We start from the raw sequence: 15,457 nt of genomic DNA on the forward strand, positions 1-15,457 counted from the left end.
TTACCGCTGCTGCGCCTTCGCCCTTTTCTGAGATAGGATGGACCCGAGGACGATGTCGCGCCCGGCGCGGCTGTCCGCGAGCGGGGCCCGCGCGAGCCGCCCACCCTGGCCGTGCGGCCGGGGTGACACGGTCGCGTCGTGCCCTTGGTGTATCCTTGCCTACTCCGTGACCGCGCGCCCCGGCATGACCCGGGCGCACCACCATGAACGATTCGTATCCCAGTCGTAAGCCAACCGACAAACCGCAAGAAAAGCGCTCGCTGCTCGAGCGCCTGACCGACTTCATCTCGCCCGAGCCCGAATCCCGCGGCGAGCTGCTGGAAATCCTCCAGGACGCCCACGAACGCAACCTGATCGACGCCGACTCGCTGTCGATGATCGAAGGCGTGTTCCAGGTATCCGATCTGTGCGCCCGCGACATCATGGTGCCGCGCGCGCAGATGGACGCGATCAACATCGCCGACAAGCCCGAGGATTTCATCCCGTTCGTCCTCGAAAAGGCGCACTCGCGCTACCCGGTGTACGAGGAGAACCGCGACAACGTCATCGGCGTGCTGCTCGCGAAGGATCTGCTGCGCTTCTATGCCGAAGACGAGTTCGACGTACGCGGGATGCTGCGCCCGGCCGTGTTCATTCCGGAATCGAAGCGCCTGAACGTGCTGCTGCACGACTTCCGCGTGAACCGCAATCACCTGGCGATCGTCGTCGACGAATACGGCGGTGTCGCGGGCCTGATCACGATCGAGGACGTGCTCGAACAGATCGTCGGCGACATCGAGGACGAATACGACTTCGACGAGGAAGCCGGCAACATCATCTCGGGGCCGGACGGCCGCTATCGCGTGCGCGCACTCACCGAGATCGAGCAGTTCAACGAGGTATTCGGCACCGATTTCCCCGACGACGAGGTCGATACCATCGGCGGGCTGATCACCCATCATTTCGGACGCGTGCCGCACCGCGGCGAGAAGCTGCAGCTCGGCAACCTCGTGTTCGAAATCCAGCGCGGCGATGCGCGCCAGGTTCACGTGCTGCTGGTGCGCCGCAACCCGCTCGCCAGCCGCCGCGCCGAAACCTCGCACGAAGACTGACCGTTCCGCGCCAGCCGCGCTTCCTTCAACCGCTCGCCCACTCCCGCTTCACATGGACGATCCGATCCCGTCCCGCCCGGCTGGCGGCTTTCTCGCGCCGGCGCCCGGCCGCGCGCTGCCGCGCTGGCACTACCCGGCCGCGCTGCTCGCCGGCGCGGCCAATACGCTCAGCTTCGCACCGACGCCGCATGGCGGCTGGCTGCAGCTCGTCGTATTCGTCTGGTTTTTCGCGCAACTGACGCGCACGTCGAGCTGGCGCGGCGCCGCGCTCACCGGCGGCGCATTCGGCTTCGGCAACTTCATCAGCGGCATCTGGTGGCTCTACATCAGCATGCACGTGTACGGCGAGATGGCCGCGCCACTCGCGGGCGGCGCGCTCGTGCTGTTCGCGCTGTACCTGTCGCTGTACCCGGCGTTCTCGGCCGGGCTGTGGTCGTTCTGCGCGGGCCATGCGTGGCATCGCCGCACCCCCGACCCCCGCCCGTTCTCGCCGACCTGGCACGGCGCGTTCGCCTTCGCGAGCGCGTGGGCGCTCGGCGAATGGCTGCGCGGCACCCTGTTCACCGGCTTTCCGTGGCTCGCCAGCGGCTACCCGCAGGTCGACGGCCCGTTCGCGGGCTTCGCGCCGGTGGTCGGCGTGTACGGGATCGCGTGGGTGCTCGCGTTGTTCGCCGCGCTGGTCGTGCAGGCGCTCGTCGCCGCGCGCTCGTCGCCCGTGCGTGACGACGGGGCGGGCAGCGCGAACGGCTACGCACGCGTGCGCATCGCCGCGCCGGCCGGCGTGGCGGTTGCGCTCGTCGCGGCCGGCCTCGGGCTGTCGCAGGTCACGTGGACCGTGCCCGCGAACGCGCCGCTCACGGTGCGGCTGCTGCAGGGCAACGTGAAGCAGGACATCAAGTTCGAGCAGGAAGGCATCGACGCGGCGATCAAGATGTACCAGCAGATGATCGTCGAAAAGCCGGCCGACCTGATCGTCACGCCCGAAACCGCGATCGCGGTGATGATCCAGGAGCTGCCCGAGCCGTTCGCCGTCGCGATCCGCAAATTCAGCGACACGACGGGCTCGGCCGTGCTGTTCGGCGCGGTCGGCGCGTCGGTGACCGAGGACGGCCACTACGTCGACTATACGAACAGCCTGTACGGCGTGACGCCGAACTCGCGCGACATCTATCACTACGACAAGCACCATCTCGTGCCCTTCGGCGAATTCATCCCGTGGGGCTTCCGCTGGTTCGTCAACCTGATGAAGATGCCGCTCGGCGACTTCGCGCGCGGCGCGCCCGTGCAGAAGCCGTTCCTCGTGCACAACCAGCCCGTGATGGCCGACATCTGCTACGAGGACTTGTTCGGCGAGGAAATCGCCGCGACGATCCGCGACAACCCGCAGCCGCCCGGCGTGCTCGTCAACGTGACGAACCTCGCATGGTTCGGCGACACGATCGCGCTCGACCAGCACCTGCAGATCGCGCGGATGCGCTCGCTCGAAACGGGCCGGCCGATGCTGCGCTCGACCAACACGGGCATGACCGCCGCGATCGACGCACACGGGCGCGTGCTCGGCCAGCTGAAGCCGTTCACGATCGGCTCGCTCGACGTGCGGATCGAAGGCACGAGCGGCTTCACGCCGTACGTGACGAGCGGCAACAACATCGTGCTCGCGGTGTCGTTCGTGCTGCTCGCGTTCGGCTTCACGTTCGGGCCGGGGCTGCGCCGGCGCAACGGCCGGAAGAACGGCGACGGCCAGCCCGAATGACGCAGACGGCCGCCGCTGCGTGCGGCAGCCCATGACCGCGAACCGGCCGGCCGCTCAGGCCTGCCGGGCCGGTTGAACCGGCTGCGCGGCCAGGCTTCGCAGGTCGCGACTCACCGCCTCCATCACCGGCGCCCAGGTACCGAACGCCGGCTGCCGGTACAGCGTCGCGGTCGGATACCACGGGCTGTCCGTGCGTTCGAGCAGCCACGGCCAGTGCGGATTCACGTCGAGCAGCACCCACGTGCGCGCGCCGAGCGCGCCCGCCAGGTGCGCGACCGACGTGCACACGGTCATCACGAGATCCAGCGCGCCGATGAACGCGGCCGTATCGTCGAAGCTCGTCAGCTCGGCCGTGAAGTCCTCGATCGCGAAGCCGGTCGCACGGGCCGCCTCGACGTCCGCCTGCGCGCCCGGCTGCAGCGAATAGAACGCGACGCCGTCGATCCCGCGGAACGCATCGGCATAGCGCTCGAGCCCGACGCGCCGGAACGGGTTGCGCTGGTGGCCCGCACTGCCCGTCCACACGAGCCCGACCTTCAGCCGGCGGTCACCCGCGAGCCGCGCCCGCCACGCATCGCGCGCATCCGGGTCGGCCCGCAGGTACGGCACCGACGACGCGAGCGTCGACGCTTCCATCCCGAGCATCAGCGGCAGGCCGATCAGCGGCACCTCGTAATCGAATGCCGGCAGCACGTCGACGCCGCCGCCCGCGCCGAAGCCATCCGCGTGCGCGCCGAGGCTGCGCTGCATCAGCGTGCCGACCTGCGGGAACGTATTCCACACGAGCCGGCCGCCCTCGCGATGCACGCGCTCGGCGAGCGGCGCGACGTAGCGGCAGAACTGCAGCACGTCGCCGAGCCCTTGCTCGCCCCACACCAGCAGCGTCTTGCCCGCGAGCGGCTCGCCCTGCCAGCGCGGGCCCGGCAGCGCCGGCAGGCGGCCGCGCAACTCGCCCGCCCCGTCCCAGCGCGCCTCGTGGCCGCGCCAGCCGGCCGCGTAGTTGCCGCGCACGAGCTGGATGATCGCGAGGTTGAAGCGGTACGACGCATCGTCGGGCGCCAGCTCGCACGCGCGTGCGGCGCAGCGCTCGGCATCGTCCCAGCGCTGCGCCTCCTTCATCGCCATCGCGACGTTGTTCATCGCGAGCGCGTTGTCGGGCGCGAGGGCGGCCAGCCGCGCGGCGCACGCGAGCGCGCCGTCGAGGTCGTGCGTCGCGATCCGCGCGACGACGAGATTGATCCACGCCTGCACGTCTTGCGGATCGTGCGTCACGGCCGCGTCGAGCAGCGCGATCTCCTCCGCGCGGTCGCCGCCCGACAGCCGCAGCGCGATCGCGAGGTTGTTGCGCAGCGACGGCCGGCCGGCATCGATCGCCAGCGCCGCGCGGTACGGCGCGACGGCATCCGCGTGGCGGCCGGCCATCTGCAGCGCATAGCCGTGATTGAAGTACGTGCCCGCGCCCGGCTGCGCGCGCGCCGCGCATCCGGCAAGCGCCAGCGCGTCGGCGGTGCGCTGCCGCGCGACGAGTGTCGTCGTGAGCTGCGCGAGCGCGTCGGCATCGACCGCATGCAGATGGGCGGCGGCGGCGAGCCACAGGTCGTGCGCGGCGCGCTCGCCGCGCGCCTGCGCGTCGGCGGCCTGCCCGAGCAGCGCGAGGAATGGCGGAAGCAGCGGAATGAGGATGTCGGTCGGGGCGTCCATGCAGTCGGCGTCGGCAAGCGGTGACGCGGCACGCGTGGCGCGCGCCGCAATAGGCGCAATCTTAACGCCCGCGCGAAGCGGCGCGGCATGCGCGTCGCGGCGGGCCGCACGCAGCCGCGCGGCGCCCGCGGGTCGTGCGTGCGCAGGCCGCGGGAAGCCGGCCGGATGCGGCCTCGCCTGCGTTCCGGTCGCATCCGGCCGCCGATCCGGTAAAATTACGCGTTTCAGCACACTAACAAGCCGCGCCGCCGCGCGAGCCGACCCTCCGGGCACTGCCCGGAGCGCCGCCCGCAACGGAGCGCCAGCGCCACGAAGGCTCTTCATGCTTACGTTTCAGCAAATCATCCTGACGCTGCAGTCCTACTGGGACAAGCAGGGTTGCGCCCTGCTCCAGCCCATCGACATGGAAGTCGGCGCGGGTACGTCGCACGTCCACACGTTCCTGCGCGCGATCGGCCCCGAGCCGTGGCGCGCCGCGTACGTGCAGCCGTCGCGCCGCCCGAAGGACGGCCGCTACGGCGAGAACCCGAACCGCCTGCAGCACTACTACCAGTACCAGGTCGTGCTCAAGCCGGCGCCGGAAAACATCCTCGACCTGTACCTCGGCTCGCTCGCAGCGCTCGGCTTCGACCTGAAGCAGAACGACGTGCGCTTCGTCGAGGACGACTGGGAAAACCCGACGCTCGGCGCGTGGGGCCTCGGCTGGGAAGTGTGGCTGAACGGGATGGAAGTCACGCAGTTCACGTACTTCCAGGAAGTCGGCGGCCTCGAATGCAAGCCGGTGCTCGGCGAAATCACGTACGGCCTCGAGCGCCTCGCGATGTACCTGCAGAAGGTCGAGAACGTGTACGACCTCGTGTGGACCGAGTGGGAAGAGCAAGGCCCGAACGGCCCCGAGCTGCGGCGCCTGTCGTATGGCGACGTGTACCACCAGAACGAGGTCGAGCAGTCGACCTACAACTTCGAGCACGCGAACGTCGACCTGCTGTTCACGTTCTTCAACAGCTACGAAGCGGAAGCGAAGAAGATGATCGACGCGCAGCTCGCGCTGCCCGCGTACGAGCTCGTGCTGAAGGCCGGCCACACGTTCAACCTGCTCGACGCGCGCGGCGCGATCTCGGTCACCGAGCGTGCAGCGTACATCGGCCGCATCCGCGCTCTGTCGCGTCTCGTCGCGCAGGCTTACTACGACTCGCGCGAGAAGCTCGGCTTCCCGATGCTCGGCAATCCGCCGGGCGTGCCGGGCCTCACCACCGACGCCCAGGACGCCGCGCAGCCGGCATGGGCGCCGCCGCTCAAGGTCGAACGCAAGATCGATCAGGACTGACGAGACGAGATTTATTCCAATCATGACGCACAATCATCCCGCCCCCCTGCTCGTCGAACTGCTGACCGAAGAGCTGCCGCCGAAGGCCCTCGCGCGCCTCGGCGACGCATTCGCCGAAGGTCTCGCGCAACGCCTCGCGGCGCGCGACCTCGTCGAAGGCGAACTCGTGTTCGAACGCTACGCCACGCCGCGCCGCCTCGCCGTCGTCGTGCAGAACGTGCGCGCGGTCGCGCCTGACCGGCAAGTCCGCGAAAAAGTCCTGCCCGTGTCGGTCGCACTCGACGCCGAAGGCAAGCCGACGGCCCCGCTCGCGAAAAAGCTCGCGGCGCTCGGCCACCCGAACCTGTCGATCGCCGATCTCGAGCGCGCGCAGGACGGCAAGGCCGAGGCGTTCTTCATCAACTACTCGGCGGCCGGCGCCACGCTCGCCGACGGCCTGCAGGCCGCGCTCGACGAAGCGCTCGCGAAGCTGCCGATCCCGAAATTCATGACGTACCAGCGCCCGGACGGCTCGGACGTGAAGTTCGTGCGCCCGGTGCATCGGCTGACGGTGCTGCACGACGACCGCGTCGTGCCCGTCACCGCGTTCGGCGTCGATGCCGGCGACACCACGCTCGGCCACCGCTTCCTGTCCGACGGCCTGGTCGCGATCCAGCATGCGCGCGCGTACGCCGACACGCTGCGCGACAAGGGCCGCGTGATCGCGCACTTCGCCGATCGCCGCGAAACGATCCGCACGCAGTTGAACGAGCATGCAAACGGCGACACGGTCGTGATGCCCGAATCGCTGCTCGACGAAGTGACGTCGCTGGTCGAATGGCCGGTCGTCTATCCGTGCCGCTTCGAGGACGAATTCCTGCAGGTTCCGCAGGAATGCCTGATCCTCACGATGCAGACGAACCAGAAGTATTTCGCGCTGACCGACGTCGCCGGCAAGCTGCGCTCGCGCTTCCTGATCGTGTCGAACATCGAGACGAAGACGCCGGGCGAGATCATCGAAGGCAACGAGCGCGTCGTGCGCCCGCGCCTCGCCGATGCGAAGTTCTTCTTCGAGCAGGACAAGAAGAAGCCGCTCGCCGACCGCGTGCCGCAGCTCGCGAACGTCGTCTATCACAACAAGCTCGGTTCGGCGCTCGCGCGCGTCGAACGCCTCGAGGCGCTGGCCGGCGAGATCGCCCCCGCGATCGGCGCCGACGCCACGCAAGCGAAGCGCGCCGCGCGCCTCGCGAAGGCCGACCTGCTGACCGACATGGTCGGCGAGTTTCCGGAACTGCAGGGCACGATGGGCACGTACTACGCGCGCCACGACGGCGAAGCCGACGACGTCGCGCTCGCCTGCGCCGAGCACTATCAGCCGCGCTTCTCCGGCGACGCGCTGCCGACCACGCCCGTGTCGACCGCCGTCGCGCTTGCCGACAAGCTCGAGACGATCGTCGGCATCTGGGGCATCGGCCTTGCGCCGACCGGCGAGAAGGATCCGTTCGCACTGCGCCGCCACGCGCTCGGCGTGCTGCGCCTGCTGGTCGAGAAGCAGCTGCCGCTCGATCTCGTGTCGCTGTTGCGCACGGCCCACGCGCGCTTCGAAGGCGTGCCGGGCGTCGCCGAGTCGACCGATGCCATCTTCGCGTTCTTCATGGATCGCCTGCGCGGCCTGCTGCGCGAGCGCGGCTATTCGGCCGGCGAAATCGATGCCGTGCTGAGCCTGAACCCGACGCGCATCGACGATCTCGTCGCGCGCCTCGACGCGGTGCGCGAATTCACGCGCCTCGCGGAAGCCGAAGCGCTCGCGGCCGCGAACAAGCGGATCTCGAACATCCTGAAGAAGTCGGAAGGCGGCGCGAGCGGTTCGGTGCAGCCGGCGCTGCTCGTCGAGGCCGCCGAGAAGGCGCTGCACGAACAGCTCGCGGCCGTCACGCCGCACGTTCAGTCGCAGCTCGAGGCGCGGGCGTACACGGGCGCGCTGTCGGCGCTCGCCGCGCTGCGCGCACCGGTCGACACGTTCTTCAACGACGTGATGGTCAACGCGGAAGATCCGGCACTGCGCGCGAACCGTCTCGCGCTGCTGTTCGCGCTGCACCAGCAGATGAACTGCGTCGCCGACATCTCGAAGCTCGCCGCATAAGGGCCGCACGATGCCGACCAGCCCCAACCGAAAGCTCGTCGTCCTCGACCGGGACGGCGTGATCAACGTCGATTCGGATGCGTTCATCAAGACGCCCGACGAATGGATCGCGCTGCCCGGCAGCCTCGAGGCGATCGCCCGGCTCAACCACGCGGGCTATCGCGTGGTCGTCGCGACCAACCAGTCCGGCATCGGTCGCGGGCTGTTCGACATGGCCACCCTCAACGAGATGCACCTGAAGATGCATCGCGCGGCGGCCGCGGTCGGCGCGCGCATCGACGCGGTGTTCTTCTGCCCGCACACGGCCGAGGATCATTGCGACTGCCGCAAGCCGAAACCCGGCATGATGCAGATGATCACCGAGCGCTTCGAGATCGATCCCGATCACACGCCGGTCGTCGGCGATTCGCTGCGCGACCTGCAGGCCGGCGTCGCGGTCGGCTTCCAGCCGCACCTCGTGCTGACCGGCAAGGGCAAGAAGACGCTCGCTGCGGGCAATCTGCCGCCCGGCACGAAGGTGCACGACGACCTGCGCGCGTTCGCGCTCGATTTCCTTTCTCACGAACACGAGTGATGCGGCTGCCGCGCGCATGCTCCCTAACGCCAGACTCACGCCGATGCGCTTCGTCCGCTCCCTGCTGCTGCTGATCTACTTCATCCTGTACACGGTGCCGTACGCCACCGCGTGCTTCATTGCGTTCCCGTTCATGCGCCCCGACGCGCGCTACTGGATGGCGGCCGGCTGGTGCAAGTCGACGCTGTTCGTCGTGCGCTGGCTGAACGGCATCCGCTACCGGATCGAAGGGATGGAGAACCTGCCCGACGGTCCGGCCGTGCTGCTGTCGAAGCACCAGTCCGCGTGGGAAACGCTCGCGTTTCCGGCACTGATGCCGAAGCCGCTCTGCTATGTATTCAAGCGCGAGCTGCTGTACGTGCCGTTCTTCGGCTGGGCGCTCGGGTTGCTGCACATGGTCAACATCAACCGCAAGGAAGGCAAGAACGCGTTCACCTCGGTGATCCGCCAGGGCAAGAAGCGCCTGTCCGAAGGCGCATGGATGATCATGTTCCCCGAAGGCACGCGCACGCCGGTCGGCAAGCAGGGCAAGTACAAGACGGGCGGCGCGCGCTTCGCGATCGAAACCGGCACGCCGGTCGTGCCGATCGCGCACAATGCAGGTCGGGTGTGGCCGCGCAACTCGTTCACGAAATTCCCGGGCGTCGTCACCGTGTCGATCGGCAAGCCGATCCCCAGCGACGGGCTGACGCCCGATGTATTGAACTCGCAGGTCGAAGCATGGATCGAAGCGGAAATGCGCCGCATCGATCCCGATTCCTATCGCCAGGCGGGCAATGCCGGCACGCGCGATGCCGCGCGCGCCTGACGCCCCGGATTGCAGCCGTTGCGTACGACAAAAAGAAGCGAACTGATGAAACAGCGTCCGCGGCCACGGCCTGCCGTCGTGGCTCTCGATCATCGCCAGATGGATCTGCCGCTCTTCGACGGGCCGGCCGCTGCCCCGTCGGCGCCCGCCGCGCCGCCGGCGCCGCCTGAAACCTCACCCGCCTCGCCGCCCAAACCGGGCCCGGCACCCGACCGCTCGCGCGTGCGCACGTTCGCGCTCGACAGCCGCATGCTCGAATACCGGCTGAAACGTTCGGCACGCCGTACGATCGGCTTCACGATCGACGGCAGCGGGCTGTCGATCACCGCGCCGCGCTGGGTCACGCTCGCCGACATCGAAGCAGCGATCTCCGAGAAGCAACGCTGGATCTTCGCGAAGCTCGCGGAGTGGAAAACGCGCACCGAGCAACGCGCGCTGCCGCAGATCGACTGGCGCGACGGCGCGCAGCTTCCGTATCTCGGCAAGACGGTGACGATCGCGCTCGGCGCTGGCGCCGTCGCATTCGATGCCGACGCGCTGCGGCTGTCGCTGCCGCTGCCCGTGCAGGCCGACATGCAGCAGATCAAGGATCGCGTGCAGGGCTGGCTGCAGGGCGAAGCGAAACGCATCTTCGGCGAACGCCTGCCGGTCTACGCGGAAAAACTCGGCGTCACGTATTCGATGTATGCGCTGTCGTCGGCCGCGACGCGCTGGGGCAGCTGCTCGAGCGACGGCAAAATCCGCCTGAACTGGCGGCTGATCCATTTCCCGATGTCGATCATCGACTACGTCGTCGCGCACGAACTGTCGCACCTGCGCGAGATGAACCACAGCCCGGCCTTCTGGCAGACCGTCGAATCGATCTTCCCGGAGTTCCGCGAAGCGCGGCACACACTCAAGCATCACCCGCCCGAATTGCTGCCGTCGCTTTGACACGACGCACGCAGCGTGCGCCGCCCAGGAAAAAGGGCGATGCGGGTCACCCCGCATCGCCCTTTTTTGCAGCCGCGGCGCATCTCGCACGCCGCGGCCCGCTCATCCGGCGCTTACTTCTTCTGGATGAACTCGATCTTGTAGCCGTCCGGATCCTCGACGAAGGCGATCACGGTCGTGCCATGCTTCATCGGGCCCGCCTCGCGCGTGACCTTGCCGCCTTGCGCCTTGATCTTCTCGCACGCAGCGTACGCATCCTCGACCGCCACGGCCAGATGGCCGAAACCGTTGCCGAGATCGTAGGACGGCGTATCCCAGTTGTGGGTCAGCTCGATCACGGTACCCGTGCTCTCTTCTTCGTAGCCGACGAACGCGAGCGTGAACTTGCCTTCCGGATAATCCTCGCGACGCAGCAGCTTCATGCCGAGCAATTCGGTGTAGAACTTGATCGAGCGGTCGAGATCGCCGACTCGCAGCATCGTATGCAGCAAACGCATGTTGTGTACTCCTGTGGGGACTTTCCAGAACCGGAAACTTTACCAGAGACGGGTGAAACCCGCCGGGGGCGCCTAGCCGGGGGCGCCCTGGCCGACGGGCCAGCCGAGGACACCCCGCGCGGGCGGCTGACGCGGCCCATCGGGTCGACCGGCGCGCCGATCCCGTTGACGGAAAACGGCACGAACCGGCGCGCCCGGCCACGCCGCCGATCGGGTAACATCCTTCCATCTCGCACCAAATACGGGCATGCGCGTCACCGCCCGAACGCGACCACCCACCCTTCCCGATCGCCACACTGCCGTGCGAAACCGCCGATTCGAGCGCACCGGACGCGCCGCCCGCCCGACCTCGCTTGCGCGTCGCCAACCCGGCGACGCACGTCGATGACCACACTCGCCGCCGCCCCCGTGCGCCGCGCGCTCGACATGCGCGCCGTCGGCCTGATGCTGCTGCTGTGCGCGATCTGGGGCTTCCAGCAGGTCGCGATCAAGAGCACGAACGCCGCGATCGCGCCGATGTTCCAGGCCGGGCTGCGCTCGGTGATCGCCGCGGGTCTGCTGTGGGGCTGGGCCCGCACGCGCGGCACGCCACTGTTCCAGGCCGACGGCACGTTCGGCGCGGGCCTCGCGGCCGGTGCGCTGTTCGCCGGCGAATTCATCTGCGTGTTCTTCGGGCTGACGCTGACGAGCGCGTCGCACATGGCGATCTTCCTGTACACGGCGCCGTGCTTCACCGCGCTCGGCCTGCACCTGTTCGCACCGGGCGAACGGCTGCAGCGCACGCAGTGGGCCGGCGTCGGTCTCGCATTCGCCGGCATCGCGCTCGCGTTCGCGGACGGCTTCCTGAAGCCGCGCGCGCCCGGCGCATCGGTACTGGCCGGGCTGGCCGGCGATGCGCTCGGCATTCTCGGCGGCGCGATGTGGGCCGCGACAACGGTTGTCGTGCGCTCGACGGCGCTCGCGCGGGCCAGTGCGAGCAAGACGCTGTTCTACCAGCTCGCGGTATCGGCGGTCGTGCTGGTCGCGCTCGCTGCGCTGTTCGGCCAGGTGTCGTTCGCGCACGTGACGCCGGTCGCAGTGGCAAGCCTCGCGTACCAGTCGGTGATCGTCGCGTTCGTCAGCTACCTGTCGTGGTTCTGGCTGCTGACGCGCTACAGTGCGTCGCGGCTGTCGGTCTTCACGTTCCTGTCGCCGCTGTTCGGCGTCGCGTTCGGCGTGCTGCTGCTCGGCGAATCGGTCGGCTGGCGCTTCATGTCCGCGGCCGCGCTGGTACTGACCGGCATCGCGCTCGTCAACGCGCCGCCGCGCCGGCGGGTGTAAGCGCCCGGCGCGAAACACGCGCGCAATAAAAAAGGCCGCCCTGTCGGGCAGCCTCTTCGACACATCCGGTCCGGCTCGCGCCGCGCGCGTCAGCCGGCCTTGCGCACCGCCGCGAGCGCCTGCGCGACGCCAACGTATTCAGCCACGCTCACGTCCTCGGCACGACGCGCGAGATCGAACCCGAGCGCATCGAAATCGATCGTCTCGCGATAGTCGCCGAGCGTGTTGCGCAGCATCTTGCGGCGCTGCGAAAACGCGGCGGTGACGATTTCGCCGAGCAGCACGGAATCGACGTCCGGCAGTTCGTGCGGCTCGTACGGAATCATCCGGACAATCGCCGAATCGACCTTCGGCGGCGGCTGGAACGACTCCGGCGGCACGTCGAGCATCTTTTCCATCACGTAGCGGTACTGCAGCATCACCGACAGCCGCGAGAACGCCTTCGTGCCGGGCTCCGCGACCATCCGTTCGACGACTTCGTTCTGCAGCATGAAATGCTGGTCGATGACCGCATCGGCGAATGTCATCAGGTGAAACAGCAGCGGGCTGGAAATGTTGTACGGCAGGTTGCCGACGATCCGCAGCGACGGCTTGTCGCCGGGCGCCGCGAGCGATCGGAAGTCGAACGCGAGCGCGTCGCCCGCGTGCAGTTCGAGCAGCGCGCCGAAGCGCTGCTGCAGGCGGCCGATCAGGTCGCGGTCGAGCTCGACCGCGTGCAGCGGCGACTCGGGCGTCGCGAGGCGCTCGATCAGCGGCCCGGTCAGCGCGCCGAGGCCGGGACCGATCTCGACCATGCGCTGGCCGCGCGCGGGGCCGATCGTCGACACGATCGAATCGATCACGCCATGATCGACGAGGAAGTTCTGCCCGAAGCGCTTGCGCGCGAAGTGGCCTTGGTGCTGTCTGCTGTTCGACATCGACTGAGTAAAACGAAAAATACGACGAATGAGGTGAAACCGGGCCGCGTCAGGCCGCGCGGCGGTGGCGCGCCATCGTGACGGCCGTGTCGAGCGCGGCAATCATGCTGCCCGGATCCGCCCGGCCCGTGCCGGCCAGATCGAGCGCCGTGCCGTGATCGACCGACGTGCGGATGATCGGCAGCCCGAGCGTCACGTTGATGCCCTCGCCGAACGTCGCAAACTTCAGCACGGGCAGGCCCTGGTCATGGAACATCGCGAGCACGCAATCGGCATCGGCCAGATGGCGCGGCTGGAACAGCGTGTCGGCCGGATACGGACCGCGCGCGTCGATGCCCTGCGCATTGGCGCCGGCAAGCGCGGGCGAGATCACGTCGATCTCCTCGCGGCCGAGATAACCGTTCTCGCCCGCATGCGGATTCAGGCCCGTCACGAGGATGCGCGGTGCGGCGAGGCCGAAATCGCGCCGCAGGTCGCGATCGATGATCGCGAGCGTCTCGACGAGCCCGTCGATCGTCAGCGCGGCCGATACGTCCTTCAGCGGCAGGTGCGTCGTCGCGAGCGCAACGCGCAGCGGCCTGTCGCCGGTGCCCGCCAGCATCATCACGACGCGCGGCGTGTGCGTGCGCTCCGCGAGGTATTCGGTGTGGCCGGTGAACGGCACGCCCGCATCGTTGATCGTGCTTTTCTGCAGCGGCGCGGTCACGATCGCGTCGTACCGGCCATCCAGCGCGCCGTCGATCGCCGCATCGAGCAGCCCGAGCACGTAACGGCCGTTCGCCGCGTCGAGCCGGCCCGCCTGTACGGGTACGGCGAGCGCATGGTGCGCGACCGACACTTGCGTGCCGCCGGCCAGCGTGGCCGGGCCGGCGCCGACGGCTGCCGCCCGCGCGTCGAGCAGCGCCGCATCGCCGAGCACGGTGAAATGGGCGTCGGGCCAGCGCTGCGCCGCGTCACGCAGCGCCTGCACGGTCAGCTCCGGGCCGACCCCCGCGGGTTCGCCGGTCGTGATCGCGATCTGCAGCGCAGGCGTGGTCATCTGACGCTCGCTCAGTTCGCCGGGCCGGCGCCGCCGATCTTGTACTGCACGTACGACGAATCGCGCAGCTCGCGCAGCCAGTCGGCATACGCCTGCTCGGCCTTGCGCTGGCCAATCGCCTGGCGGGCGATGTCCATCTGCTGCTGCACCGACCCTTCCGCTTCGCGGCGGTTCAGCACCTGGATCAGGTGATAACCGTACTCGGTACGGATCGGCTGGCTGATCTGGCCGTCCTGCAGGTTGTTCATTGCACGCTCGAATTCCGGCACGGTCTCGCCCGGGCTGATCCAGCCGAGATCGCCGCCCTGCGACGCCGATCCGTCCTGCGAGTAGGTGCGCGCGAACTTCGCGAAATCGCCGCCGGCCTCGACCTGGTTGCGGATGTCGACCAGTTGCTGGCGCGCCTGGCCTTCCGACTTGCCTTCACCGACGCGCAGCAGGATGTGACGCACGTGCGTCTGGACGATCTTCGGTGCGGCGGCCGTTGCACCCTGGCTCTGGCGGCGGTCGACGAGACGCACGATCTCGAAGCCGTCCGGCACGCGGATCAGCGTCGGGTTGACCTGGCCCGGGCGCAGCTTCGAGGCGGCGTCGACGACTTCGGCCGGCAGCGCGCTCGGCGCCTTGAAGCCGAGGTCGCCGCCCTTCTTCGCGTCGTTCGCTTCCGAGTTGTTCTTCGCGAGGCGCTCGAAATCGGCGCCCGACTTCGCCTGCTGCAGCAGCGCGTCGGCCTTCTTCTGCGCGGCTTCGATGTCGGCCTGCGGTGCGTTGGTCGGCGCCTTGATGAAGATGTGCTGGAAGCGCAGGTCCTGCTGCTGCGACGCGTTCGGCCCGCGCTGGCTCGCGATGTAGTTCGCGACCTCGGCGTCGGACACGGTGATCTTGCCGTCGACCTCGCGCTCGCGCAGCTTCGACAGCATCAGCTCGGTCCGTGCATCGCTCGTGAAGATGCTCCAGGGCACGCCTTGCGCCTCGAGACGCCCGCGGTACTGGTCGAGCGTCATCCCGTTCGCCTGCGCAAGGCGCTGCAGCGTGGACTGCACGGTCGCGTCGTCGATGCGGATCCCGTCGTCCTTGGCCTTCTGCACCTGGATACGCTCGAGCACCATCTGGTTCAGCACCTGCGCGCGCAGCTGGTCGGTTGGCGGCACGGGCGCGTTCTGCTGCTGCAGCCGGCGTGCGATCAGGCCGGCGCGCTGGTCGAGTTCGCGGCCCGTGATCACGTCGTTGTTGACGACCGCGACGACTTCGTCGGCGAGCTGCGCACCTTGCGAACCGAGCGCCTGCGCCGCGGCCGGCGCGGCGGCGAGCAGCACGGCGGACGCGGCGAGGCTGGACACGACTGCCGCGAAACGAAGGTTTTTCTTCATTGCCA

13 protein-coding genes are annotated in these 15,457 nt (G+C 68.7%); 8 read left to right on the plus strand and 5 right to left on the minus strand.

The window, feature by feature from the left end:
* Positions 1 to 203 precede the first annotated feature (203 nt).
* Positions 204 to 1,091, plus strand: coding sequence for a CorC family transporter (locus tag ACWMMN_RS14335; protein ID WP_059233250.1), 888 nt, complete (start codon positions 204 to 206; stop codon positions 1,089 to 1,091).
* A 52-nt stretch (positions 1,092 to 1,143) separates the two neighbouring features.
* Positions 1,144 to 2,844 (plus strand): apolipoprotein N-acyltransferase, encoded by a 1,701-nt coding sequence (gene lnt, locus ACWMMN_RS14340; protein WP_486422786.1) that lies wholly within the window; start codon positions 1,144 to 1,146, stop codon positions 2,842 to 2,844.
* A gap of 54 nt (positions 2,845 to 2,898) precedes the next feature.
* Here lnt and ACWMMN_RS14345 read toward each other — a convergent pair whose 3' ends face one another.
* Positions 2,899 to 4,545, minus strand: coding sequence for a glycosyltransferase family 9 protein (locus ACWMMN_RS14345; RefSeq protein ID WP_486422787.1), 1,647 nt, complete (start codon positions 4,543 to 4,545; stop codon positions 2,899 to 2,901).
* Positions 4,546 to 4,867: 322 nt separating this feature from the next.
* On the opposite strand from ACWMMN_RS14345, the gene glyQ reads away from it, so the two are divergent.
* The 5 genes from glyQ to ACWMMN_RS14370 are packed head-to-tail and all read left to right on the plus strand — an operon-like array spanning position 4,868 to position 10,309.
* Positions 4,868 to 5,872 carry a glycine--tRNA ligase subunit alpha gene (glyQ, locus tag ACWMMN_RS14350; RefSeq protein WP_081051793.1) on the plus strand — a complete coding sequence of 335 codons (1,005 nt, stop codon included), beginning with the start codon at positions 4,868 to 4,870 and terminating at the stop codon, positions 5,870 to 5,872.
* A gap of 22 nt (positions 5,873 to 5,894) precedes the next feature.
* Positions 5,895 to 7,994 carry a glycine--tRNA ligase subunit beta gene (glyS, locus tag ACWMMN_RS14355; RefSeq protein ID WP_486422788.1) on the plus strand — a complete coding sequence of 700 codons (2,100 nt, stop codon included), beginning with the start codon at positions 5,895 to 5,897 and terminating at the stop codon, positions 7,992 to 7,994.
* 10 nt (positions 7,995 to 8,004) lie between these two features.
* Entirely contained in the window at positions 8,005 to 8,568 is a 564-nt protein-coding gene (gene gmhB, locus ACWMMN_RS14360) for a D-glycero-beta-D-manno-heptose 1,7-bisphosphate 7-phosphatase (protein ID WP_059233246.1), read from the plus strand.
* 43 nt (positions 8,569 to 8,611) lie between these two features.
* Positions 8,612 to 9,376, plus strand: a complete 765-nt coding sequence (locus ACWMMN_RS14365; RefSeq protein ID WP_059233245.1) for a lysophospholipid acyltransferase family protein — start codon at positions 8,612 to 8,614, stop codon at positions 9,374 to 9,376.
* A 45-nt stretch (positions 9,377 to 9,421) separates the two neighbouring features.
* Positions 9,422 to 10,309: a M48 family metallopeptidase gene (locus ACWMMN_RS14370; protein ID WP_486422789.1), complete on the plus strand. Its 888-nt coding sequence runs from the start codon at positions 9,422 to 9,424 to the stop codon at positions 10,307 to 10,309.
* Between the two features lie 113 nt (positions 10,310 to 10,422).
* On the opposite strand, the gene gloA is transcribed toward ACWMMN_RS14370, so the two are convergent.
* Positions 10,423 to 10,806 (minus strand): lactoylglutathione lyase, encoded by a 384-nt coding sequence (gloA, locus tag ACWMMN_RS14375; RefSeq protein WP_059233243.1) that lies wholly within the window; start codon positions 10,804 to 10,806, stop codon positions 10,423 to 10,425.
* Positions 10,807 to 11,190: 384 nt separating this feature from the next.
* Between gloA and ACWMMN_RS14380 the strand changes: the two genes are divergently transcribed.
* Positions 11,191 to 12,126, plus strand: a complete 936-nt coding sequence (locus tag ACWMMN_RS14380; protein WP_059233242.1) for a DMT family transporter — start codon at positions 11,191 to 11,193, stop codon at positions 12,124 to 12,126.
* Between the two features lie 89 nt (positions 12,127 to 12,215).
* On the opposite strand, the gene rsmA is transcribed toward ACWMMN_RS14380, so the two are convergent.
* Genes rsmA through ACWMMN_RS14395 form a run of 3 tightly spaced genes read right to left on the minus strand, consistent with a single transcriptional unit; the run spans position 12,216 to position 15,452 of the window.
* Positions 12,216 to 13,043, minus strand: coding sequence for a 16S rRNA (adenine(1518)-N(6)/adenine(1519)-N(6))-dimethyltransferase RsmA (rsmA, locus tag ACWMMN_RS14385; RefSeq protein WP_174993181.1), 828 nt, complete (start codon positions 13,041 to 13,043; stop codon positions 12,216 to 12,218).
* Between the two features lie 49 nt (positions 13,044 to 13,092).
* On the minus strand, positions 13,093 to 14,082 hold the full coding sequence (gene pdxA / locus ACWMMN_RS14390; RefSeq protein ID WP_486422790.1) for a 4-hydroxythreonine-4-phosphate dehydrogenase PdxA: 990 nt from the start codon (positions 14,080 to 14,082) through the stop codon (positions 13,093 to 13,095).
* Between the two features lie 11 nt (positions 14,083 to 14,093).
* Positions 14,094 to 15,452: a peptidylprolyl isomerase gene (locus tag ACWMMN_RS14395; protein ID WP_059233239.1), complete on the minus strand. Its 1,359-nt coding sequence runs from the start codon at positions 15,450 to 15,452 to the stop codon at positions 14,094 to 14,096.
* Positions 15,453 to 15,457: the final 5 nt, after the last annotated feature.

The sequence above is a fragment of the Burkholderia cepacia complex sp. TUM26381 genome (assembly GCF_057439935.1).

What these genes read in the sequence shown, in the direction of transcription:
- ACWMMN_RS14335 (WP_059233250.1), top strand. Translation starts at nt 204, where the DNA reads ATGAACGATTCGTATCCCAGTCGTAAGCCAACCGACAAACCGCAAGAA.
- ACWMMN_RS14345 (WP_486422787.1), bottom strand. Translation starts at nt 4,545, where the DNA reads ATGGACGCCCCGACCGACATCCTCATTCCGCTGCTTCCGCCATTCCTC.
- glyS (WP_486422788.1), top strand. Translation starts at nt 5,895, where the DNA reads ATGACGCACAATCATCCCGCCCCCCTGCTCGTCGAACTGCTGACCGAA.
- rsmA (WP_174993181.1), bottom strand. Translation starts at nt 13,043, where the DNA reads ATGTCGAACAGCAGACAGCACCAAGGCCACTTCGCGCGCAAGCGCTTC.
- ACWMMN_RS14365 (WP_059233245.1), top strand. Translation starts at nt 8,612, where the DNA reads ATGCGCTTCGTCCGCTCCCTGCTGCTGCTGATCTACTTCATCCTGTAC.
- gmhB (WP_059233246.1), top strand. Translation starts at nt 8,005, where the DNA reads ATGCCGACCAGCCCCAACCGAAAGCTCGTCGTCCTCGACCGGGACGGC.
- lnt (WP_486422786.1), top strand. Translation starts at nt 1,144, where the DNA reads ATGGACGATCCGATCCCGTCCCGCCCGGCTGGCGGCTTTCTCGCGCCG.
- pdxA (WP_486422790.1), bottom strand. Translation starts at nt 14,082, where the DNA reads ATGACCACGCCTGCGCTGCAGATCGCGATCACGACCGGCGAACCCGCG.
- gloA (WP_059233243.1), bottom strand. Translation starts at nt 10,806, where the DNA reads ATGCGTTTGCTGCATACGATGCTGCGAGTCGGCGATCTCGACCGCTCG.
- ACWMMN_RS14370 (WP_486422789.1), top strand. Translation starts at nt 9,422, where the DNA reads ATGAAACAGCGTCCGCGGCCACGGCCTGCCGTCGTGGCTCTCGATCAT.
- ACWMMN_RS14395 (WP_059233239.1), bottom strand. Translation starts at nt 15,452, where the DNA reads ATGAAGAAAAACCTTCGTTTCGCGGCAGTCGTGTCCAGCCTCGCCGCG.
- ACWMMN_RS14380 (WP_059233242.1), top strand. Translation starts at nt 11,191, where the DNA reads ATGACCACACTCGCCGCCGCCCCCGTGCGCCGCGCGCTCGACATGCGC.
- glyQ (WP_081051793.1), top strand. Translation starts at nt 4,868, where the DNA reads ATGCTTACGTTTCAGCAAATCATCCTGACGCTGCAGTCCTACTGGGAC.